Annotated in this window: 21 protein-coding genes and 1 pseudogene; 14 read left to right on the top strand and 8 right to left on the bottom strand. The window is 71.0% G+C overall.

Features of this window, described 5'->3' with window-relative positions:
* Positions 1-92 precede the first annotated feature (92 nt).
* Positions 93-1,301 (top strand): NADH:flavin oxidoreductase/NADH oxidase family protein, encoded by a 1,209-nt coding sequence (locus ACZ7OH_RS04395; protein WP_470279527.1) that lies wholly within the window; start codon positions 93-95, stop codon positions 1,299-1,301.
* On the opposite strand, the gene ACZ7OH_RS04390 is transcribed toward ACZ7OH_RS04395, so the two are convergent.
* The gene (locus tag ACZ7OH_RS04390) at positions 1,273-1,893 is read right to left on the bottom strand and encodes a Pr6Pr family membrane protein (protein WP_470279526.1); all 621 of its coding nucleotides are present in this window, start codon (positions 1,891-1,893) and stop codon (positions 1,273-1,275) included. The genes ACZ7OH_RS04395 and ACZ7OH_RS04390 overlap by 29 nt on opposite strands.
* Positions 1,894-1,985: 92 nt before the next feature.
* On the opposite strand from ACZ7OH_RS04390, the gene ACZ7OH_RS04385 reads away from it, so the two are divergent.
* From ACZ7OH_RS04385 to ACZ7OH_RS04370, 4 genes and pseudogenes are all read left to right on the top strand, one after another.
* Positions 1,986-2,363, top strand: a complete 378-nt coding sequence (locus tag ACZ7OH_RS04385) for a hypothetical protein (RefSeq protein WP_470279525.1) — start codon at positions 1,986-1,988, stop codon at positions 2,361-2,363.
* A gap of 166 nt (positions 2,364-2,529) precedes the next feature.
* Positions 2,530-2,790, top strand: a pseudogene (locus ACZ7OH_RS04380) (NBR1-Ig-like domain-containing protein); the annotation flags it as partial.
* Positions 2,791-2,960: 170 nt separating this feature from the next.
* Complete coding sequence (locus tag ACZ7OH_RS04375) at positions 2,961-3,308, top strand: hypothetical protein (RefSeq protein ID WP_470279524.1); 348 nt, start codon at positions 2,961-2,963, stop codon at positions 3,306-3,308.
* A complete protein-coding gene (locus tag ACZ7OH_RS04370; protein ID WP_400894730.1) occupies positions 3,308-3,679 on the top strand; it encodes a hypothetical protein in 372 nt (123 codons plus the stop codon). The genes ACZ7OH_RS04375 and ACZ7OH_RS04370 overlap by 1 nt, the downstream gene beginning before the upstream one ends.
* 44 nt (positions 3,680-3,723) lie before the next feature.
* Here ACZ7OH_RS04370 and ACZ7OH_RS04365 read toward each other — a convergent pair whose 3' ends face one another.
* The 5 genes from ACZ7OH_RS04365 to ACZ7OH_RS04345 all read right to left on the bottom strand — a co-directional run bounded on the left by ACZ7OH_RS04365 (position 3,724) and on the right by ACZ7OH_RS04345 (position 9,755).
* Entirely contained in the window at positions 3,724-3,903 is a 180-nt protein-coding gene (locus ACZ7OH_RS04365) for a hypothetical protein (RefSeq protein WP_470279523.1), read from the bottom strand.
* A 259-nt stretch (positions 3,904-4,162) separates the two neighbouring features.
* The gene (locus tag ACZ7OH_RS04360) at positions 4,163-5,455 is read right to left on the bottom strand and encodes a S53 family peptidase (protein WP_470279522.1); all 1,293 of its coding nucleotides are present in this window, start codon (positions 5,453-5,455) and stop codon (positions 4,163-4,165) included.
* Positions 5,456-5,587: 132 nt separating this feature from the next.
* On the bottom strand, positions 5,588-7,120 hold the full coding sequence (locus ACZ7OH_RS04355) for an ATP-dependent DNA ligase (RefSeq protein WP_470279521.1): 1,533 nt from the start codon (positions 7,118-7,120) through the stop codon (positions 5,588-5,590).
* Positions 7,121-7,160: 40 nt separating this feature from the next.
* On the bottom strand, positions 7,161-8,840 hold the full coding sequence (locus ACZ7OH_RS04350) for a PstS family phosphate ABC transporter substrate-binding protein (protein ID WP_470279520.1): 1,680 nt from the start codon (positions 8,838-8,840) through the stop codon (positions 7,161-7,163).
* Between the two features lie 51 nt (positions 8,841-8,891).
* Complete coding sequence (locus ACZ7OH_RS04345; RefSeq protein WP_470279519.1) at positions 8,892-9,755, bottom strand: helix-turn-helix domain-containing protein; 864 nt, start codon at positions 9,753-9,755, stop codon at positions 8,892-8,894.
* A 100-nt stretch (positions 9,756-9,855) separates the two neighbouring features.
* On the opposite strand from ACZ7OH_RS04345, the gene ACZ7OH_RS04340 reads away from it, so the two are divergent.
* Positions 9,856-10,881: an aldo/keto reductase gene (locus tag ACZ7OH_RS04340; RefSeq protein WP_470279518.1), complete on the top strand. Its 1,026-nt coding sequence runs from the start codon at positions 9,856-9,858 to the stop codon at positions 10,879-10,881.
* Between the two features lie 3 nt (positions 10,882-10,884).
* Here the strand turns inward: ACZ7OH_RS04340 and ACZ7OH_RS04335 are convergent, their stop codons facing one another.
* Positions 10,885-12,282, bottom strand: coding sequence for a class II fumarate hydratase (locus tag ACZ7OH_RS04335; RefSeq protein ID WP_470279517.1), 1,398 nt, complete (start codon positions 12,280-12,282; stop codon positions 10,885-10,887).
* 94 nt (positions 12,283-12,376) lie between these two features.
* Between ACZ7OH_RS04335 and ACZ7OH_RS04330 the strand changes: the two genes are divergently transcribed.
* The 4 genes from ACZ7OH_RS04330 (at position 12,377) to ACZ7OH_RS04315 (ending at position 15,322) form a co-directional block, all read left to right on the top strand.
* Positions 12,377-13,009, top strand: coding sequence for a GntR family transcriptional regulator (locus ACZ7OH_RS04330; RefSeq protein ID WP_470279516.1), 633 nt, complete (start codon positions 12,377-12,379; stop codon positions 13,007-13,009).
* Complete coding sequence (locus tag ACZ7OH_RS04325; RefSeq protein ID WP_470279515.1) at positions 13,006-13,464, top strand: OsmC family protein; 459 nt, start codon at positions 13,006-13,008, stop codon at positions 13,462-13,464. Before ACZ7OH_RS04330 ends, ACZ7OH_RS04325 begins: the two co-directional genes overlap by 4 nt.
* Positions 13,465-13,556: 92 nt before the next feature.
* A complete protein-coding gene (locus tag ACZ7OH_RS04320; protein ID WP_470279514.1) occupies positions 13,557-14,198 on the top strand; it encodes a lipase family protein in 642 nt (213 codons plus the stop codon).
* A 197-nt stretch (positions 14,199-14,395) separates the two neighbouring features.
* A complete protein-coding gene (locus ACZ7OH_RS04315; protein WP_470279513.1) occupies positions 14,396-15,322 on the top strand; it encodes a DUF6542 domain-containing protein in 927 nt (308 codons plus the stop codon).
* Between the two features lie 62 nt (positions 15,323-15,384).
* Here the strand turns inward: ACZ7OH_RS04315 and ACZ7OH_RS04310 are convergent, their stop codons facing one another.
* Positions 15,385-16,380, bottom strand: coding sequence for a 4-hydroxy-3-methylbut-2-enyl diphosphate reductase (locus ACZ7OH_RS04310; RefSeq protein ID WP_470279512.1), 996 nt, complete (start codon positions 16,378-16,380; stop codon positions 15,385-15,387).
* Positions 16,381-16,531: 151 nt separating this feature from the next.
* Between ACZ7OH_RS04310 and ACZ7OH_RS04305 the strand changes: the two genes are divergently transcribed.
* From ACZ7OH_RS04305 to ACZ7OH_RS04290, 4 genes are read left to right on the top strand one after another with little or no spacing between them, the layout of a single operon-like run.
* Complete coding sequence (locus ACZ7OH_RS04305) at positions 16,532-17,248, top strand: lipid droplet-associated protein (RefSeq protein WP_470279511.1); 717 nt, start codon at positions 16,532-16,534, stop codon at positions 17,246-17,248.
* Positions 17,245-18,480, top strand: a complete 1,236-nt coding sequence (gene xseA / locus ACZ7OH_RS04300) for an exodeoxyribonuclease VII large subunit (protein ID WP_470279510.1) — start codon at positions 17,245-17,247, stop codon at positions 18,478-18,480. Before ACZ7OH_RS04305 ends, xseA begins: the two co-directional genes overlap by 4 nt.
* On the top strand, positions 18,477-18,875 hold the full coding sequence (locus ACZ7OH_RS04295) for a hypothetical protein (RefSeq protein WP_400894696.1): 399 nt from the start codon (positions 18,477-18,479) through the stop codon (positions 18,873-18,875). Before xseA ends, ACZ7OH_RS04295 begins: the two co-directional genes overlap by 4 nt.
* The gene (locus tag ACZ7OH_RS04290; protein ID WP_400868671.1) at positions 18,872-19,093 is read left to right on the top strand and encodes an exodeoxyribonuclease VII small subunit; all 222 of its coding nucleotides are present in this window, start codon (positions 18,872-18,874) and stop codon (positions 19,091-19,093) included. Before ACZ7OH_RS04295 ends, ACZ7OH_RS04290 begins: the two co-directional genes overlap by 4 nt.
* Positions 19,094-19,104: the final 11 nt, after the last annotated feature.

Raw genomic sequence — 19,104 nt, 5'->3', positions numbered from 1 at the left:
CGACCCTAACGGTCATTCGGCGGGTAGATGACATACCGGCGGTATGCTACTCTCGCGTCACCTTACTTCGAGTAAGTTCGAGAGGGGACGCGATGACGCTCCTGGCCGAGCCGCTGAAGCTGCGCTGCGGCGCCGTGCTGCCGAACCGCCTGGCCAAGTCGGCCCTGAGCGAGCAGCTCGGCGACCGGCGCAACGCCCCGACGCGGGACCTGCACGAGCTGTACCGCACCTGGGCCCGCGGCGGTGCCGGGACGCTGATCACGGGCAACGTCATGGTGGACCCGGCCGCGCTCGGCGAGCCGCGCAACGTGACGGCGACCGCGGACCCGGCCGGCTTCCGCGCGTGGGCGCGCGCGGTCGAAGGCACCGACACGCGGTTGTGGGTGCAGCTCAACCACCCCGGCCGCCAGAGCCCGCGGTACCTCTCGCGCGAACCAGTGGCGCCGTCCGCCGTCCCCTTCGGCAGCCGAGGCATCCGCACCGCCTTCGCCGTTCCGCGCGCGTTGACCGGCGACGAGATCGAAGCGATCATCGAGCGCTTCGCCGTCGCGGCCCGGACGTTCGTCGACGCGGGCTTCCACGGCGTCCAGATCCACGGCGCCCACGGCTACCTCGTGTCGCAGTTCCTGTCGCCGCTGACGAACCTGCGCACGGACGCCTGGGGCGGCGACGCGGTGCGCCGGCGCCGGTTCCTGCTGGAGGTCGTGCGGCGGGTCCGGTCGGCCGTGGGCGACGACGTCCCGATCGCGGTGAAGCTGAACAGCGCGGACTTCCAGCGCGGCGGCTTCACCGAGGAGGAGTCCCTGGAGGTCGTGCGCGAGCTCGGCGAAACCGGCGTCGACCTGCTGGAAGTGTCCGGTGGCACGTACGAGAAGGCCGCAATGATGGGCTCCGGACGGGCGAGCACGCAGGCGCGCGAAGCGTACTTCCTGGACTACGCGGCGAAGGCGCGTTCGGTGTCCGACGTCGCGTTGATGGTCACCGGCGGCTTCGCGACGCGAGACGGAATGGAAGAGGCGCTGCGCTCGGGCGCGCTGGACGTCGTCGGGCTCGGGCGGCCGCTGATCGTCGACCCCGCGTTGCCGGCGCGGCTGCTCGACGGCGACGACGTCCGCGCGGAACGGCTTTGCCCGAAAACCGGCGTCCGGCTGGCCGACAGCCTGCTGGAGATCCAGTGGCACACCCGCCAGATGCACCGGATCGCGGCGGGCAAGCCGGTCGACCGGCGCGGCGCGCTGCCGACGCTGGTCCAGGCCGGGCTGAGCGACGGGCTCAACGCGTTCCGCCGGGTGCGGGCGTGAGCCGGCGGTCGTAGAGGAACGCGCCCGCGGCGAGCGCGGTGAAGAACAGCCCGATGAAGACGCAGTTGAGCGCGACCTGGCCGTAGCCGAGCGCGCCGGCGTCGACGAACGGGTACGGGTAGAAGCCGGTGAGCGCGCCGCGCGGCAGGGTGAAGGCGAGCCACGCCAGCGGGTAGAGCAGCGACCACCCGACGGTGGCCCAGGTCAGCACGCCGCGCGGGGCGGCGAGGAGCCAGCCGAGCACGAACAGGATCGGCGTGACCTTGTGCAGCATGGTGTCGGAGAACAGCGACAGGCCGTGCAGCTCGTACAGGCCGGCGAGGGCGACCTGGTAGACGATGCCCGTGACGATGATGCCGACGAGCGCGTCGAGCCAGAGCACGGTGAACAGCCTGCCGCGGGCCAGGCCGAGCGCGACCAGCGCGGACGTGATCGCGACCAGCAGGTTCGAGTCGATGGTGAAGAAGCAGAGCAGGTTCGCGACGCGGCCGTTCGCGTCGGTCGCGGTGGCGACGACCTGGCTGACGAGCCCGGTCAGCGCGACCACGGCGGTGACCCCGAACCAGGCGCGGGTGAGCATCTCGCTGCGCATTTCCGGAGCTTAGCTCCACTGTGGACGAACCCGCGGGCATCACCCGTTCGAGGCGCGCCGGTCACCCGGTCCGCGTCCTATTGTCGGCGGAGATGGACGTCGAACGCAGGCCGGGGCGCCGCGGGCGGGTCGCGCTCGGGCCCGCGGGGGAAACCGGGCCGGTCGCCGAGTTCGCCCGCCGGCTGTGGGAGCTGAAGCGCGCGGCGGGCGACCCGTCGTACGACCGGATGCGCGACGAGCTGGGGGCGTTGGCGTCCAAGTCGGCGCTTTCGGCGGCGGCCCGGGGAAGGCAGCTGCCCAGCTGGGAGACGACGTGGGAGTTCGTGCGGGTGCTGGCGGTGGGGGTGCTCGGCCAGGACGAACCCGCGGCGCTGCTGGAGTGGCGCGGGGCGTGGGAAAAGGCGCGGGAACCGGAAGCCGAGGTGCCGGGGCCTCGGCCCCGCGCCGCCGGTCGGCGGCTTATGGCCTAGCCGCGGCCGTCGCTCTTGTCCTCGTCGTTGCGCTCGTGTTCGTGTTCGGCGGAACCCCGATGAGCCTGCCGCTGCCGGTGACGTTTCCGAGTTCGTCGCCGATGTCACCGTTCCCGATGGCGCCGCCGTCGCCGCCGGGAGCCGGTTCACCAAGACCTGGGAGCTCCGCAACGCCGGATCCGTCGGATGGATCGGGCGCTACCTCGTCCGCTCGGGCTCGTTCGGCAGCCCCGACCAATGCCGCACCCCCGACCGCGTGCCCGTCCCCTACACCGCGCCCGGCGAGCACGTGCGTATCTCCGTCGACGTGCAGGCTCCTTCCGCAGCCGGGCACTGCCAGGTCTACTGGAAGATGGCCGACTCCGAGGGCCACCTGCTGCTGCCCGACGCCCGCGCCGTCTTCTTCTCGGTGCGGATCACCCCGTGAATTTGGCTTTCCGAAGCGGCTGGCCATTGCGCTGACCTGCGAAGACGATCTTCCTTTGGCTTTCGCTCCGGTGTAGCCGATGCAGGGCTTCCGCCGCCACCGCGGGCGTCCATAACGTCGTCGGTGTCCGGATCTCCCGGGCGAATCCATCGTGCAGGGGAAGGAAATCCATGCGTCCGTATCTGAGGGTCGCGGCCGTCACGGGAGCCGCGCTCGCCGCGGGCCTGCTGTCGGCCGGTCCGGCTTCGGCGACGGTTCCGGCGGCGGGGACCGTCGCGAGTGATTCGATCATCACGTGCGAATCCGGGTACCACGGCTGGATGCGCCGGGCGGGCAAGGACGCCATCTGCCTGTGGCCGGGCGAGCGCACCTGGGACATCCGCGTCTTCGAGTGCGGCGGCGACCTGACGCTCTACTTCAAGAACGGCAAGCACGCCTACTGCGGCGGCTCGATGAAGTTCGGCATCGACATCGCCGAAACGTCCGATGTGGTCAAGACGAAGGTGGGGAACCGCTGATGCGCAAGGTGATCGTTCCGGTGGTGGCCCTGGCCGCGACGCTGGTGGCCGTGCCGTCCGCGTCCGCCGCGACGAAGGTGTGCGCAGGCGGCCCGCTGATGGGCGGCGCGACGAAGGTTGTCGAAGTCAGTGCCGGGCAGAAGATCGACATCACCGTGCACAACCACGACTACCGCGGCCTGCTCGTCCAGATCGTCGAGGACGTCTTCGACAAGGGCCTGTGGAGCGGTGCGATTGCCCCGGGCAAGGAGCACACGGTGTCGCACGGCGTGCTCGGCGATCCGCCCGTCTACCACAAGATCCGGTTCGAGGTGACGTCCAACCTCTCCAACAACTACACCTACGCGATCAAGTCCGACCGCTGCTACTGACGCCGGCGGCGCCCCGGTGCCGATCGGCACCGGGGCGCGGGAAGTCAAGCCGAGATGAGGGCGTCCCGGAGGGTGGTGAACGCCTCGTACTCGTCCTTCTGGTCGACCGGCAGCTGGTAGCTGGCGGCGAGCAGCTTCGGCACGGAAGGGATGATGCTGAGCCGGAAGGTCTGGCCGTCGGTCGTCTTGATGACGAACCGGCCCTGCAGGTCGCGCTTCTGCACCGACGCCCGGTTGGCGTCGGTGATCGTCAGCGGGGTCCCCGCGGTGATCGCGCCGTTCTACCCACCGCGAAATTGCTGACGGTGGTGGTGCGGAAAACGATGAAGTTCTTTTGCTTGATTTCCGCGGCGTACACCTTCGTGTAGCTCGTCCCGTCGGCGACAGCCGCGTCGAAAGCGGCGGCGGCCTTCCCGTTCTGTGGGGAAAAATCTCGACACGATCGCGTCGAAAAAACCGAACTCCGCCGTTTCCGGTCAATTGTCAGCGCAGTGCTTTCACCAGCGCGGGAACGAAGACCGACGCGTCGACCGTGCCCCAGCCGCTGGCGATGTCGAAGCCCTTCGCCGCGGTGAAGCCGACGACGCCGTACTGGCTGTTGTCGCCTTCGGTGACGTCGACGATGCCCGCCTTCGCGCCCGCCGGGCCCAGCTTCGTGTACAGCGCCGGGTTGATCTGGCCGAGCTTGCCGTGCTTGGCCTGCACCGCGAGCGCGAGCACGCCGGCGAACAGCGGCGCGGACTGCGAAGTGCCGTGCACGCCTTCCATGCTGATGTCCGGGAACGAGCGCATCTTGCTACCGGTGATCTTCTTGACGCCGTCCTGCCAGTTCGGCCGCGCGTACGTCTTCGACAGCCCGGCGCCCTCGGCGAAACCGTCGTCGGCGACGTTCACCAGGTCGTCCGGCTTGGTGCGGGTGCCGTTCGCGTCGAGGTGCAGCTGCGTGCCGCCGAGCGTCGTGACGCGCGGGTCGGACGCCGGCCAGCTCGCGACGCGGTACGGGTAGTCGCCCGGGCCGTAGAGGTAGCCGCCGGTCGGGCCGTCGTCACCCGAGGACGCGACCATCGTGATGCCGGCCTTGCTCGCGCGGTCGAGCGCCGGGTCGAGCGTCTTGATCGAGTCGAACGAAGGGAAGTTCTCCTCGGTGGTCCCGAAGCTCATCGAGATGACGTCGACCAGCTTGTGCTCGGTCATGTAGTCGACCGCGTGCATCATTTCCGGCAGCCCGGTGAAACCCTGCGTCTCCGCGACCGGCGTCGCCGCGACGATGATCTTCGCGTTCGGCGCCATGGCGTGCATCATCGTGACGTCGAGGTCGGTCTCGCCGCCCCAGCCCTGGCAGGTGGCGGTGTCGACGCCGGGGTCGGTGCACGCGGGCACCGCGCCGGACGGTTCGATGACCTCGACGTTCGCCGGCGGCAAGCCGTGGTTCTTCGAGTAGGTGTCGAGCACCTGCTTGACCTTGTCGTCGCCGAAGGACACCAGCGTCGCGACGGTGCTGCCCGCGCCGGTGATGCCGGCGTTCCACAGCTTCGTCGCGTTGTAGGCGGTGCTTTCCTTCGGCAGCGACGCCATCGCCGCCTCCAGCTTGGCGACGCGCTTCTGCACGGTGTCGGCGCCGACGAACGACTGCGCGGCCGCCGAGAAGTGGTGCTTCGACGGCTGGTGCCCGGCATCCGGCGTGCTCGGCACGGGCGAGGCACCGGCGGGTGCGGCGAACGCGGTCACGAGCAGGGTGGTGCTCGCGAACAAGCCGGCCACAGCGCGCAGTCTCATGCTTTTCTCCCCAGCAGTCGTGGAAACTCCACCCTGGCGAGATCGGCGGGCGCGCACCAAGAGACTTTCGTCTTTCCTTTTAGGAGGAAAGCACCGCCGACGCGCGAGATGTCGTGATCAAGACTTTCGTCGTCAGCTCCCTTCCGAACGGTCGCCGTGCAGCAGACCGCGGACCGTGTCGATCGTGTCGGCGTCCGCCGGGTCCTTGTCCGGGCGGTAGCGGACCACCCGCGCGAACCGCAGCGCCAGGCCACCGGGGTAGCGCGTCGAAACCTGGGCGCTGTCCAGCTCGATCTCGACCACCACCTCCGGCCGGACGTACACCGTCCAGTCGTCGCGGTGGGTTTCGATCTCCTGGAACGTCCTCGTCTGCCACGCCAGCAGCTCGTCGGTCATGCCCTTGAAGGTCTTGCCCACCATGATCGGCGGGCCGCCGTCCGGGTCGCGGGCGCCCAGGTGCAGGTTCGACAGCGTGCCCGTGCGCCGCCCGTGCCCCCACTCCGCCGCGAGCACGACGAGGTCGATCGTGTGCACCGGCTTGACCTTCAGCCACGCCCGCCCGCGCCGCCCGGCCGCGTACGGCGATGCCAGGTCCTTGACCATCACCCCTTCGTGGCCGGCCTCCATCGCCGCGTCCAGGACCGCTGAGGCCCGCGAAGTGCCGATCTCGCCGGGGATCACGTGCGCCCCGGCGACCTTGCGCAGCGCCGCGTTGCGTTCGGACAGCGGCGCGTCCAGCAGGTCGACGCCGTCGAGGTGCAGGCAGTCGAAGAAGTACGGCCGCAGCAGCAACGCCTTGACCTGCTCCTCGCGCGTGCTGCCGAACCGGCTCATCGTGTCCTGGAACGGCCGCGGCCGCCCCGCGTCGGTCAGGGCGAGCGTTTCGCCGTCCAGCACCACCGACTCGCACGGCAGCGCCCGCACGAGCTCGACCAGCTCCTGGACGCTCCCGGTGATCTCGCGCAGGGTCCGCGTCCAGACGTGCACCTCGTCGCCGTGGCGGTGCACCTGGATCCGCGCACCGTCCATCTTGTACTCGACGATCGCCTCGGCGTGCTCGGCGACGGCTTCGTCCAGCGACTCCGCCGGCGACGCCAGCATCGGCTTGATCGGCGTGCCCAGCGTCAGCCGGAACTCCGCCAGCGCGGCCGGCCCGCCGGTCATCGCCGCGACCCCGGTGACGCCCAGCTTCCCGGACAGCATGAACGCCCGCCGCACGTCCTCGGCCGGCACCTCGGCCGCCGCCGCGACGGCGTCGACCATCACACCTTCCAGCGCGCCCTGCCGCAGCTCGCCGGTGACCAGCCGGAACAGGAACTGCTGCTCGTCCTTCGTGAGCCGCTCGAACAACGCCCGCAGGACCTCCTGCCGCCGCGTCGCGGAGCCCGTGCCCGCCGCGACGCCGGCCGCCGCGGTGAGCGCCCCGTCGACCTCGGTGACCGTCACCTCCGGCGCGTCGGCCGAACCTGCGCCCAGGCCGGCCAGGGTGCGCCAGCCCGCACCCAGCCGGTCCTGCGCCGTCTGCCCGGTCAGGTACGCGATCACCACCGGCAGTTCACCGACCTCGGCGGCGCGCAGCACTTCGGCCAGGAGGGCGATCTTCGCCTTCCTGGACCTCGTCGCCGCCAGCTCGGCGGACGCCCGGACCAACTCGCTCAGCAACACCCGGACATCATGACCCGCACCACCGACAATTTCCTGCCGATCAGATGTCCGGCCTGGTGCAGAGGGGGTCGAGCAGCCCGTCCTTGGCCACGCAGGGGGTGTACCCGGCGTCCTGCAGCTCGGCCCGCGCAGTCGGGCTCGCCAGGTAGTCGAGGAACCGCTTCAGCACGCTCCCGTTCGACGGGACGCCCTTCGTGTACAGGTACTCGACGGTCCAGAACCGGTACCCGGCGTCGACGGTCGTGACGTCGGGGTAGTGGCCGTCGAGCTGCACGATCGTCACCTGCTGGTCGCGGGCGGCCGCTGTTTTGGCCGCCGGGACGTCGGCGTACCCGATCGCGCCCGGCACCGCGCCGACCTCGGTGAGCACTTCGGCGGTCGTGCCGCGCTCGCAGCGGGTGGTCGCCGCGGCCGGGTCGCGCTCGGGCTTGCGGCACGAATCCGACGTCAGCCGGTCTTCCGCGCCGCCGAGGACCTTCTGCTCGAACGTCTTGCGCGTGCCCGACTCCTGCCCGCGCCCCACGATCCCGATCGGCACCGACGGCCCCGGCCGCAGCTGGTCCCAGTTGCGCACGCGACCGCTGAAGATGTCCTTGACCTGCTGGGTCGTCAGCTTGTCGACGCCGGCCGCGCGGTTGACGACCAGGCTGTACACGACCACCGCGACGGCCTTCGCCTCCAGGTCGGGGCCCGCTTCGCCGGACTTGCCGTCGGAGAGCACCGCCAGCTCGTCCTTGCCCGCCGCGTCGACCGGGGCCAGCGCGCGGACGCCGGTGACGCTGCCGGTCGCCCGGGTCGTGATGGCCGCGCCGTCGCACTGGCCGTGGTACTCCGCGGCGATGCTGTCCATGATCGGCACGAACGCGCTCGACCCCTCGACCGAGAGCTTCCCGGTGGCGCACTGCGCGGAGTCGGCCGGCCGCGACCACGAGACGAGCAGCGTCGCCAGCAGGGCGCCGGTCAGCAGCACCCCGACGGCCGTCGTGATGACCGGCCAGCCGAACCGGCGCTGCTTGCGGTCGTCCTTGATCCGGCCGGCGGCGAGCCGCGCGTGGTGGTCGATCTCCTTGCTGATCTCGCCGTCGTTCCCGTCGGACTCGCGCAGCACGACGACCAGCTTGAACTTCTCCTTGCGCTTCAACGAAAGCCGCGCGAACCGCACGCCGTGCCACTCCGGCGCCTCCGGCGGTGCTTCGGCCGCGGCGAGCCCCGCGAACCGCTTCGGCAGCAGCGCGCGCACGCGCGACAGCTTCACGCCTTCGACCGGCCGTTGCGGGGTCTCGCGCGTGAAGAACTCGAGGCCGTCGCGGACGTGCTGGCGCAAGCCGTCGTCGGTCGCGTCGGACACGCGCGCGTCCCAGACGATCCGGCTGCCGAAGGTGAACGACAGCGGGATCTCGAAGTCGCCCGGCGCGATGTCGAACCCGCCGGTGTTGTGGATCCGGATGACGACGATGCTCATCCGGTCGAGCAGCCGCGCGACCTGCTCGAGCTGCGGGTCGGCCTGCGCCGAGCCGTTCTCGCCGTCGTGCAGGTCGATCGGGGACAGCCCGATCTTGGAGTTGTAGAGGACGCGGAACGTCATCCGCCGCCGCCGGATGAAGTAGCGGTCGACGAACGGCGCGGCGATCGCCACCAGCGCGGCGATCCCGAGGACGAGGCTGCCGGAGTCCGAACTCAGGATTTCGGCGAGGGACTGCATCGTCGCGCCGATGCCCACCGTGCCGCTCCTCTACCCCCGACTCCCCAGGTGCAGCAGCCTAAGCAGCCGTTACGCCGGGCGGGTGCGCGATGGCCGACTGTTCACCGGCCGTTCATCGGCGGCGATCCAGCTGGCCAGCAGGCCGAGCGCGCGTTCGGTCGCGGACCCCGGTTCGGCGTGGTAGACGACCATGCCCTGGTCGGGGTCCTGGGGCAGCCGCAGCGTCTCGTAGCGCAGCCGCAGCTCGCCGACGACGGGGTTGTTCAGCACCTTCCACCCCTGCGCCTTCTCCTGGACGGTGTGCTCGGCCCACAGCTTCCGGAACTGCTCGCTGGCCAGCGAAAGCTCGCCGATCAGCTGCGCGTACCGCGGGTCGCCGGGGTGCCGTCCGCTTTCGGCACGCAGGTTCGCGACGAGCTCGCGGCACACCGCGTCGTACTCCGGGTGCAGCTCCTTCGCGCGTGCGTCGGTGAAGATGAGCTTCGGCATGTTGCGCTCTTCGAGGTCGGCGAAGGCGAACGCGACCGCGCCGCCGAGGGCGTTCCAGGCGAGCACGTCCATGTACCGCCCGAAGACGAACGCGGGCGCCTGGATCGCGTCGAGCAGCTGCTGCAGCTCGGGCCGGATCCGCTGCGGTGCGCGCTCGTCCCGGCGCTTCGGCGCGGCGAGGTTGCGCAGGTAGGACTCCTCGCCGACGGTGAGGCGCAGCGCGCGGGCCAGCGCGTCGAGGACCGCGTCCGAGACGTTCTTCGCGCGGCCCTGCTCCAGCCGCGTGTAGTAGTCGACGCTGATCCCGGACAGCTGCGCCAGCTCCTCGCGGCGCAGGCCCTTGACCCGCCGCTGCGTGATCCCGGGTGGTAGGCCCAGGTCGGCGGGGTCCAAGGCGGCGCGGCGCGCCTTCAGGAAGGCACCCAGCTCGGCTGCGTCACTCATGCCTCCAGTATCCCCGGCTCGCGGTTTCCCGCCTGGTACTGCCGGACCCAGGTTGAGTGTGACCTGGTCCGGTGCTTTTCCCGCGGTCAGGGTGGAACCCATGGAACGACGAATTCTGGGCGGTACGGGGATTTCGGTCAGCGAGTACGCGTTCGGCGCGATGATGCTCGGGCAGTGGGGCAACCCGGACCACGAAGAGGGGGTCCGGATGCTGCGCACCGCGCTCGACGCGGGCGTCAACTTCTGGGACACCGCGGACATGTACAGCCACGGCGAGAACGAGCGGATCGTCGGCAAGGCGTTGAAGGGCCGGCGTGACGACGTCGTGCTGGCCACCAAGGGCTTCTTCCAGATGGGGTCCGACCCGAACCAGGGTGGGCTTTCCCGGCGTTGGCTGACCCGCGCGCTGGACGACAGCCTGCGCCGCCTCGACACCGACTACATCGACCTCTACCAGGTCCACCGGCCGGACCCGGCGACCGACATCGAGGAAACCCTTTCGGTGCTCACGGACTTCGTGCGCGCCGGCAAGGTCCGCGCGATCGGGTCGTCGGACTTTCCGGCCGAGCAGATCGTGGAAGCCCAGTGGGTGGCCGAAAAGCGCTGCCTGGCGCGGTTCCGCGCCGAGCAGCCGCCGTACTCGATCTTCAACCGGGCGATCGAAGCGGCCGTGCTGCCGACCGCGCGGAAGTACGGCATGGGCGTGCTGACGTGGAGCCCTCTGGCCAGCGGCTGGCTGTCCGGCAAGTACACGAAACCGTCCGATGTGGACCTTTCGGAAGGCCGCCGGACGTTGCAGGCGCACAAGTTCGACCCCGCGCTACCGGAGAACGCGGTCAAGTTCGAGGCGATCGCCCAGCTCAAGAAGATCGCCGACGACCTCGGCCGCCCGCTCACGCACCTGGCGACGGCGTTCGTCCGGGCGCACCCGGGCGTGACGTCGGCGATCATCGGCCCGCGGACCCCGGCGCAGCTGGACGACCTGCTCGCCGGCGCGGACCTGGTGCTGGACGACGACGTGCTGGACCGGATCGACGAGATCGTCCCGCCGGGCACCGACCTCAACCCGGCCGAGAAGGACTACACCCCGCCGGCGCTGGCGGACAAGCGCCTGCGCCGGCGGTAGCGGTCACTTGCCGCCGCGGGCCATGCGGAGGACGTCGAGCGCTTCGTCGAGCTGCTCTTCGGTGAGCTTGCCGTCCTTCACGTAGCCGCGCTCGATGACGACCTCGCGAATCGTCTTCAGCTCCTTGAGCGCCTGCTTCGCGACCGCGGCGGCCTCTTCGTATCCAATGTATTTGTTCAGCGGCGTCACGATCGACGGCGAGCCTTCGGCGTAGGTGCGCGTGCGCTCGGTGTTCACGGTGATGCCCGCGAACACCTTGTCCGCCAGCAGCCGCGACACCGCGGCGAGCAGGCGCGCCGACTCGAGGACGTTCCGCGCGATCACCGGCAGGTTGACGTTGAGCTGGAAGTTGCCGGCCGCGCCGGCGAAGGCGACGGCCGCGTCGTTGCCGATCACCTGCGCGACGACCTGCAGCGTCGCCTCCGGGATCACCGGGTTCACCTTGCCCGGCATGATCGACGAGCCCGGCTGCAGGTCCGGCAGCGCCAGCTCGGCGAGGCCGGTGCGCGGACCGGAACCCAGCCAGCGCAGGTCGTTGGCGATCTTGTTGAGCGACACGGCGATCGTGCGCAGGTGCCCGGACGTCTCGACGACGCTGTCCTGCGTCGCCTGCGCCTCGAAGTGGTCGCGGGCTTCGGTCAGCGGCAGGCCGGTGACGGTGGCGAGCTCGGTCGCGACGGCCTCGCCGAAGCCGTCCGGCGCGTTGAGGCCGGACCCGACGGCGGTGCCGCCGATCGGCAGCTCGCCCAGGCGCGGCAGGCCGGACTTCAGCCGTTCGACGCCGAACCGGATCTGCGACGCCCACGCGCCGGCCTCCTGGCCGAGCGTGATCGGGACGGCGTCCATCAGGTGCGTGCGCCCGGACTTCACGACGCCGGCCCACTCCGCGGCGCGCACCTCGATGGCGCCGGCCAGGTACTCGAGGGCGGGGATGACGTCCTTGGTGACGGCTTCGGTGGCGGCGACGTGGATGGTCGTCGGGAAGGTGTCGTTCGACGACTGCGACGCGTTGACGTGGTCGTTCGGGTGCACGTCCCGGCCGAGGGCGCGGGTGGCGAGCGTCGCGATGACCTCGTTGGCGTTCATGTTCGACGACGTCCCGGAGCCGGTCTGGAAGACGTCGATGGGGAAGTGCGCGTCGTGGGCGCCCTCGGCGACCTCGTCGGCGGCGGCCGCGATGGCGTTCGCGACGTCGGCGTCGAGCACGCCCAGCTTGAGGTTGACCCGCGCGGCGGCGGCCTTGAGCAGGCCGAGCGCGCGGATCTGGGCGCGCTCCAGGCCCCGGCCGGAGATGGGGAAGTTCTCGACGGCCCGCTGGGTCTGCGCGCGGTAGAGCGCGGCGGCCGGCACGCGGACCTCGCCCATCGTGTCGTGTTCGATCCGGTATTCCTCGTCAGCCATACCCCGATTCTGGACCTCTTCCGCGGTCACCGCGTGGTGGCGTTGCGCACTTCGGCGCCTTTGTATACATTGGATACGAAGAGGGGGAGGATTCGTGAACTCGGTGTACGAAGACGTGCGCGGCCTGATCGTGCTCGGGACCTACCCGGCGGGACAGCCGGTGAACGAGCAGGAGCTGTGCGACCGGCTCGGCCTCAGCCGCACGCCGGTGCGCGAGGCGCTGCGCCGGCTGGAGAGCGACGGCCTGGTCGAGCCCGCGCGCCGCGGCGTGACGGTGATCGAGCTGGACTTGAAGGCCTTGAGGGACGACTACCTCGTCCGTGCCGCGCTGGAGGGGCTGACCGCCGAACTGACGGCGAGCCGGCAGCGGGACGGCGAACTGGCCCCGGCCGAACTCGCGCGGCTCGAGAAGCTCGCGGCCGAAGCGGACCGGGCCACCCGCAAGCGCGACTTCGCCGCGGGTGTCCGGCACAACCGGGCCTTCCACGGGTACATCGCGACCCTCGCCGAGAACCCGCCCGCGGTCGAAGTCCTGGACCGGATCTGGGACCGGATCATCGTCTCGACCCGGGCGTCGCTGGCCGCGCCGATCCGCTCCGGCCAGGTCGACGACGAGCACCGGCACCTGGTCGCCGCCATCGCCGGCGGGCGGCCCGACGACGCCGCCTTCATGGCTCGCCAGCACGTCATGTCGACGATCTACGCCCTGGAAGGAGCCCGGAAATGAGCCGGGAGCACCACTACGGCGTGACGGTGCGCTGGACCGGCGAAACCGGCACCACGAGCTACCGCGGTTACGCCCGCGACCACGACGTCGAGGCGGCGGGCAAGCCGACGCTGGCGGCGAGCGCCGACCCCGCGTTCCTGGGCGCGGCCGACCGCTGGAACCCGGAAGAGCTGCTGGTCGCGGCGCTGTCCCAGTGCCACATGCTGACGTACCTGGCGTTGTGCGCCCGGACCGGCGTGGTGGTGACGGGCTACGCCGACAGCGCGAGCGGCGTCATGCGGGAGGACGGCGCCCACGGTGGCCGGTTCACCGAAGTCGTCCTGCGCCCGGAGGTGGCGGTCGCGGAGGAGGGCATGCGCGAGAAGGCGACCGCGCTGCACCACGACGCCCACGAGCAGTGCTTCATCGCGAACTCGGTGAACTTCCCGGTGCGGCACGAGCCCGTCGTGCGGTAACCCGCCGATCGTGTACGCGGCTGTACACCACACCTACTCGCTGGTAGGTTACGGCGATCCGCGTGATCCACTTCATGATTCAAAGGGGAGTCATGATCCGTAGCCACGTCCGCTCAGCCGCGCTCGCCGCCGCCCTCGCGCTGACCTTCGCCGCCGCGCCGGCGAGCCCGGCCGCCGCGTCAGCCGATTCCTTCTACTCCTACGACGGCAGCGCACCGCTGTCGTCCTACGCACCCGGGACGGTCCTCAAGACCCGGACGCTCAACTACCACGTCGTCGGTCTCGCGACGCCGGTGAAGGCCGTCCAGCTGCTCTACCGCACCACCGACGCGCAGGGCCGCCCGGTCGCCGACGTCACCTCGGTCGTCCGCAGCATCACCGGCGACAGCACGAAAGCCGTGTCGTACCAGTCGGCCTACGACTCGCTCGACCCCGCGGACGCGCCGTCGCGCGCGATCGCCGGGGACGTCACCCTCGGCGGCCTCCTGCCCAACGGCGAGTCGCTGCTGCTCCTGCCGTCGCTCCTGCTGGGCTACAACGTCGTCGTGCCCGACACCGAGGGGCAGACCGCGGACTTCGCCGCGGGGCCGGAGTACGGCACGACCACCCTCGACTCGATCCGCGCCGCGACGAGCTCGGCCGCCACGGGCATGACCGCGCACACGAAGTTCGGGCTCCTCGGCTACTCGGGCGGCGCGATCGCGACCGGCTGGTGGCGTCCTGACACGGATTGACCCGTAAGCCGCTCACCTGCGACGACCCGAACGCCTCGGCGGCGAAAGGAGACAAACCGGCAGCGCGCGCGAAGGGCTGGACCACACCACGACAGCGCCCGGCGGGGCCATTCGGGTCACGCCGCCGGGTGGCGATACGCCCACGTCGGCGGCGGTGCTGGCAAGATCTTCACATCCACGAGATACGGTGTTGTCTCGTGACCGCGATTCGCGATCGCCAAAGCGATCCAGATGCCGACGACGTCTCCGTGCCGTGGGACGAGCGTCCCGTCGTCGGTTCGAGGCGTGGACTGCCGTGGTGGGCCGCCGTTCTAGTCGGCTTCGGCCTGGCCATCGTGGGCGCCCTGATCGGCAAGCCGAGCCAGGGCAGCATCCCGGTGATCTTCACCGTCTGCTACATCGCCGGGGCCGTCATCGCGGTCTGCGCGGTGCGGCGGCGGGGGCTGTTCGGGCCGATGGTGATGCCGCCGCTCGTGCTGGCCGTGGTCGTGCCCGGCGTGATCCTGCTGACCTCGGGGTCCCAGGGCGACGACATGCTGTCCAAGGCCCTGAACATCGGCACGCCGCTGATCAACGGCTTCCCGACCATGGCGATCACGACCGGCATCACGCTGCTGATCGGGTTCGTCCGGATCTTCCGCGAACGCGACCCCGACGCCCCGAAGAAGGGCAAGGCGGCCGACCGGCGGCGGGCGGACGAAGACGACGAGAAGCCGTCGACGCGGGCCGCGGCCACCTCGGCCGGCGGTCGTCCGCGGCCGCCCGGATCGAGCCGCACCGGCCAGACACCGGTGCCCCCGCGGCGTGGGCGTGACGGCGAACCGCCGCGGCGGCCCCGCCCGCCCGCGGACGGCGAACGCCGTGCCACGGCGGACGGCGAACGCCGGACGCCGCGCGGAGGCGCCTCCGCCGAACGCGACCGTGGCGCGCACAAGCCGCCGCCGGCCGGCCGCCGGACCCCGCCCCCGGCGGACAGCGACCCCCGTCGTCGCGGCGACGCTCCCCGGCGGCGTCCGCGCCCACCGGCGGAAGACGGCCGTGACACGCCGCCGCCGCGCCGCCCGTCAGGTGGCCGGAGTCAGCCGCCGCGCCGGAACCGTCCCTGGGACGACGAAGAGCGCTGACGACCAGTGAAAAGGCCGGTCACCATCCGCGGATGGTGACCGGCCTTTTCGCTTGAGTGGCCTCAGACCTTTCGCAGCTCCTTCGGCGGCGCGAAGGTGATCTTCTCGTTGGCCGTCGTCACCTCGTTGACGTCGCCGTAGCCGCGCTCGGCCAGCCAGTCCAGCAGCTCCATGACCAGCTCATCAGGCACCGACGCACCCGAGGTCACCCCGACCGTCGTCACGCCGGACAGCCACGCCTCGTCCACCTCGTGCGCGAAGTCGACCAGGTACGACGCCCGCGCGCCCGCCTTCAAGGCCACCTCGACCAGACGCTTCGAGTTGGACGAGTTCGTCGACCCGACCACCAGCACCAGGTCACACTCCGCGGCCATCGCCTTGACCGCGACCTGGCGGTTCGTCGTCGCGTAGCAGATGTCGTCGCTCGGCGGGTCCGCCAGACCCGGGAAGCGCTCGCGGAGCTGGTCGACGCGCTCCATCGTCTCGTCGACCGACAGGGTCGTCTGGGACAGCCAGATCACCTTCGACGGGTCGCGGACCTCGACCTTGTCGACGTCCTCGGCCTTGTCGACCAGCTGGACCTTGTCCGGCGCCTCGCCGGCCGTGCCCTCGACCTCTTCGTGGCCCTCGTGGCCGATCAGCAGGATGTCGTAGTCGTCCTTCGCGAACCGGTTGACCTCCTTGTGCACCTTCGTCACCAGGGGGCAGGTCGCGTCGATCGTGCGCAGGTTCCGGTCCGCGGCCTCCTGGTGCACCATCGGCGAGACGCCGTGGGCGGAGAACACCACCAGCGCGCCCTCGGGCACCTCGGACGTCTCGTCGACGAAGATCGCGCCGCGGTCGCGCAGCGTCTCGACCACGTGCTTGTTGTGGACGATCTCCTTGCGGACGTAGACCGGGGCGCCGTAGACCTCGAGGGCCTTCTCGACGGCGATCACCGCGCGGTCGACGCCGGCGCAGTAACCACGGGGTTTGGCGAGCAGCACCCGCTTGCCGGAAGCGGTTCCGGTGATCGTCGGGGTACCCGCGGGCTCGATTCCGGGACTCGCTGAACTCATGGCACCCAGGGTACGGGCAGCCCGGAGGCGAACCCGAAGTCCCTTTCGGGTGAGCTTCGTCCCTCTACCGAGCTGTGCCCGGGGTCACGCAACGCGCCCGAACCCACCCGTTCGGTTGGGCAGGATGGCGTGAATACGGCAGGCTGGACGCATGAAGCCATTCCCGCTCCCCCTCCGGGTCGCCGCGGGCCTCGCCGTCTCCACCGCCGAGCGGGTTCGTGAGCTTCCCCGGCAGCTCGCCGGCCTCCCGGTGACCGTGGTCAGCCAGGTGCTGCAGGCCTCCATGCGCGTCCAGCAGCACGTCACCGAGCTGGCGATCAAGGGCGACAACGCCCTCTCCAGCCTGCGCCCGGTCGAGGACGCGCCCAGCTGGGCGACCTTCGACGAAGACATCGAGCCGGACGTCCGGCCGAACCTCACGACGGTCGCCGAAGTGCCCGAGCCGCGCTCGGAGATCAACGGTCACGTTCCGTCAGTGGCCGAGCTCGAAGCGGAACTGGGCGATCCCTGGGCCGAAGAGGAGCGCGCGCTCGCCGAGGAGCACGCCGACGGTGAGAACGACGCCCCGGAAGACAACAAGCCCAAGCCCGGCACGCCCGCGATCGACAAGAAGACCAAGAGCGAGACGCCGCGGACCAGTGCCGCCGGGTACGAGGGTCCCGCCGGGCTGACCGGCTACGACCAGCTCACCCTCCCGCAGCTGCGGGCCCGGCTGCGCCAGCTGTCGATCCCCCAGCTCGAGACCATCCTCGAGTACGAGCGCGCGAACGCCGACCGCTCGTCGTTCACCGGGATGCTCTCGCGCCGGATCGCCAACGCCCGCAAGGCCGAGCAGGCCGGGGAAGACGGTCAAGAGAACGGCCAGTGACCGAAACCGAAGCCAGCACCGCCGAAAAACCCTGGCCGGTCCGCACGGTCGCGCGCAAGATCGGCGACTGGGTCCACCGGCTGGGCAGCGTCTGGGTCGAAGGCCAGGTCACGCAGGTCAACTCGCGGCCGAACACGCAGACCGCGTTCCTGACGCTGCGCGACCCGTCGGCAGACGTCTCGATGTCGGTGACCTGCCCGAACTGGCTGATCCGCGAGATGGAACCGCCGCTGCGCGAGGGTGCCAGCGTCGTGGTGCACGCGAAGCCGTCGTTCTTCTTCGGCCGCGGCACGCTCAGCCTGCGCGCAGACCAGATCCGCGCCGTCGGCATCGGTGAGCTGCTCGCCCGGATCGAACGCCTGAAGAAGCTGCTGGCCGCCGAAGGCCTCTTCTCGCCGCAGCGCAAGCGGCCGATCCCGTTCCTGCCGAAGGGCGTCGGGCTGATCACCGGCCGCGCGTCGGCGGCCGAACGGGACGTGCTGGTCAACGCCCAGACCCGGTGGCCGCACGTCCGGTTCAAGGTCATCAACACCGCGGTCCAGGGCTCGCAGGCCGTGCCGCAGGTGATGCGCGCGCTGCGGATCCTCGACGCCGATCCCGAGATCGACGTCATCGTGATCGCGCGCGGCGGCGGCAGCGTCGAGGACCTGCTGCCGTTCTCCGACGAGGCGCTCTGCCGCGCGGTGTCGGCCGCGGGCACGCCGGTGGTCAGCGCAATCGGACACGAGCCGGACACGCCGCTGCTCGACCACGTCGCCGACCTGCGGTGTTCCACCCCGACCGACGCGAGCAAGCGCATCGTCCCGGACGTCCGCGAGGAGACCGAGCGCGTCCGGCAGATGCGCGACCGCGGGCGCCGCGCGCTGCACGGCTGGGTCGACACCCAGACGCGGCTACTGACGCAGCTGCGCAGCCGCCCGTCGCTGGCCGACCCGCTCGGCCCGGTCCAGCGGCGCCAGGACGACGTCGACGTCCACCGCGAACGCGCGCGCCGCGCGATGCTGACGCTGCTCGCCAAGGACCAGGCCGAACTGGTGAGCGCGCGAGCCCGCCTGACCGCCCTCGGCCCGGCCGCGACGCTGGCCCGCGGGTACGCGGTCGTGCAGTTCCTCGACTCCGAAGGCAACCTCCAGGTACTCCGCTCCGTCTCCGAAGTCGAGGCCGGTGCCCAGCTGCGCGTGCGCGTGGGCGATGGCGCGATCGGCGCGGTGGCGGAAGGAGAGCAGGGGTGAGAGCGACGTTCCTCCCGCTCACCGTGGACGCGGCCCGGCGCCTGGGGGCGCGGCCGCTGCTGGACCAGGCGGTGCGCACCGACCGGGCGGCCGCCGAGTGCTGGACGGCGCTGCTCGCCGGCTGCGGCAGCGCGGCGCGCCGCGACCTGGGCCCGCAGCTGCGGCGGCTGTCCGAGGCGACGTCGATGCAGGTCGGCTCACGCTGGTGGTTCGCCGACGGAGCCGGGCACCGGAAGCGGGTGGCCGGCGCGCAGGAGAACCTCGAAGAGGCGATCGCGGACGGTGACGGGCAGGAGTTCGCCCTCGCCTTCGTCGGGTACGACCACGCGATGGCCAGCGCGGTAGTGTGCGCGAACAGCGTGGAAGCCCGGAAGGTCGGAGAACACCGAGCGTGAGTGAAGCACCCAGCGAGGAGCTCGGCTACGAGCAGGCCCGCGACCGCCTCGTCGAGGTCGTCCGGGAGCTCGAGGCCGGTGGTTTGTCCCTCGAGCAGTCGCTCGCGTTGTGGGAGAAGGGCGAGAAGCTCGCGAAGGTCTGTGAGCGCCATCTCGAAGGCGCCCGCGAGCGGATCGAGGCTGCCCTGGCGTCCGTGGAGGACGACTCCGAACAGTGAGGTAGGCCATG

Source organism: Amycolatopsis sp. NPDC114478 (genome assembly GCF_055633805.1).
This window is presented reverse-complemented; position numbering and strand designations above follow the sequence as displayed.

Excerpts from the sequence above, each read along its gene's own strand:
- ACZ7OH_RS04370 (WP_400894730.1), top strand. The coding sequence starts at position 3,308 with ATGCGCAAGGTGATCGTTCCGGTGGTGGCCCTGGCCGCGACGCTGGTG.
- ACZ7OH_RS04340 (WP_470279518.1), top strand. The coding sequence starts at position 9,856 with ATGGAACGACGAATTCTGGGCGGTACGGGGATTTCGGTCAGCGAGTAC.
- ACZ7OH_RS04360 (WP_470279522.1), bottom strand. The coding sequence starts at position 5,455 with ATGAGACTGCGCGCTGTGGCCGGCTTGTTCGCGAGCACCACCCTGCTC.
- ACZ7OH_RS04310 (WP_470279512.1), bottom strand. The coding sequence starts at position 16,380 with ATGAGTTCAGCGAGTCCCGGAATCGAGCCCGCGGGTACCCCGACGATC.
- ACZ7OH_RS04305 (WP_470279511.1), top strand. The coding sequence starts at position 16,532 with ATGAAGCCATTCCCGCTCCCCCTCCGGGTCGCCGCGGGCCTCGCCGTC.
- ACZ7OH_RS04395 (WP_470279527.1), top strand. The coding sequence starts at position 93 with ATGACGCTCCTGGCCGAGCCGCTGAAGCTGCGCTGCGGCGCCGTGCTG.
- ACZ7OH_RS04375 (WP_470279524.1), top strand. The coding sequence starts at position 2,961 with ATGCGTCCGTATCTGAGGGTCGCGGCCGTCACGGGAGCCGCGCTCGCC.
- ACZ7OH_RS04385 (WP_470279525.1), top strand. The coding sequence starts at position 1,986 with ATGGACGTCGAACGCAGGCCGGGGCGCCGCGGGCGGGTCGCGCTCGGG.
- ACZ7OH_RS04335 (WP_470279517.1), bottom strand. The coding sequence starts at position 12,282 with ATGGCTGACGAGGAATACCGGATCGAACACGACACGATGGGCGAGGTC.
- ACZ7OH_RS04390 (WP_470279526.1), bottom strand. The coding sequence starts at position 1,893 with ATGCGCAGCGAGATGCTCACCCGCGCCTGGTTCGGGGTCACCGCCGTG.
- ACZ7OH_RS04325 (WP_470279515.1), top strand. The coding sequence starts at position 13,006 with ATGAGCCGGGAGCACCACTACGGCGTGACGGTGCGCTGGACCGGCGAA.
- ACZ7OH_RS04345 (WP_470279519.1), bottom strand. The coding sequence starts at position 9,755 with ATGAGTGACGCAGCCGAGCTGGGTGCCTTCCTGAAGGCGCGCCGCGCC.
- ACZ7OH_RS04320 (WP_470279514.1), top strand. The coding sequence starts at position 13,557 with ATGATCCGTAGCCACGTCCGCTCAGCCGCGCTCGCCGCCGCCCTCGCG.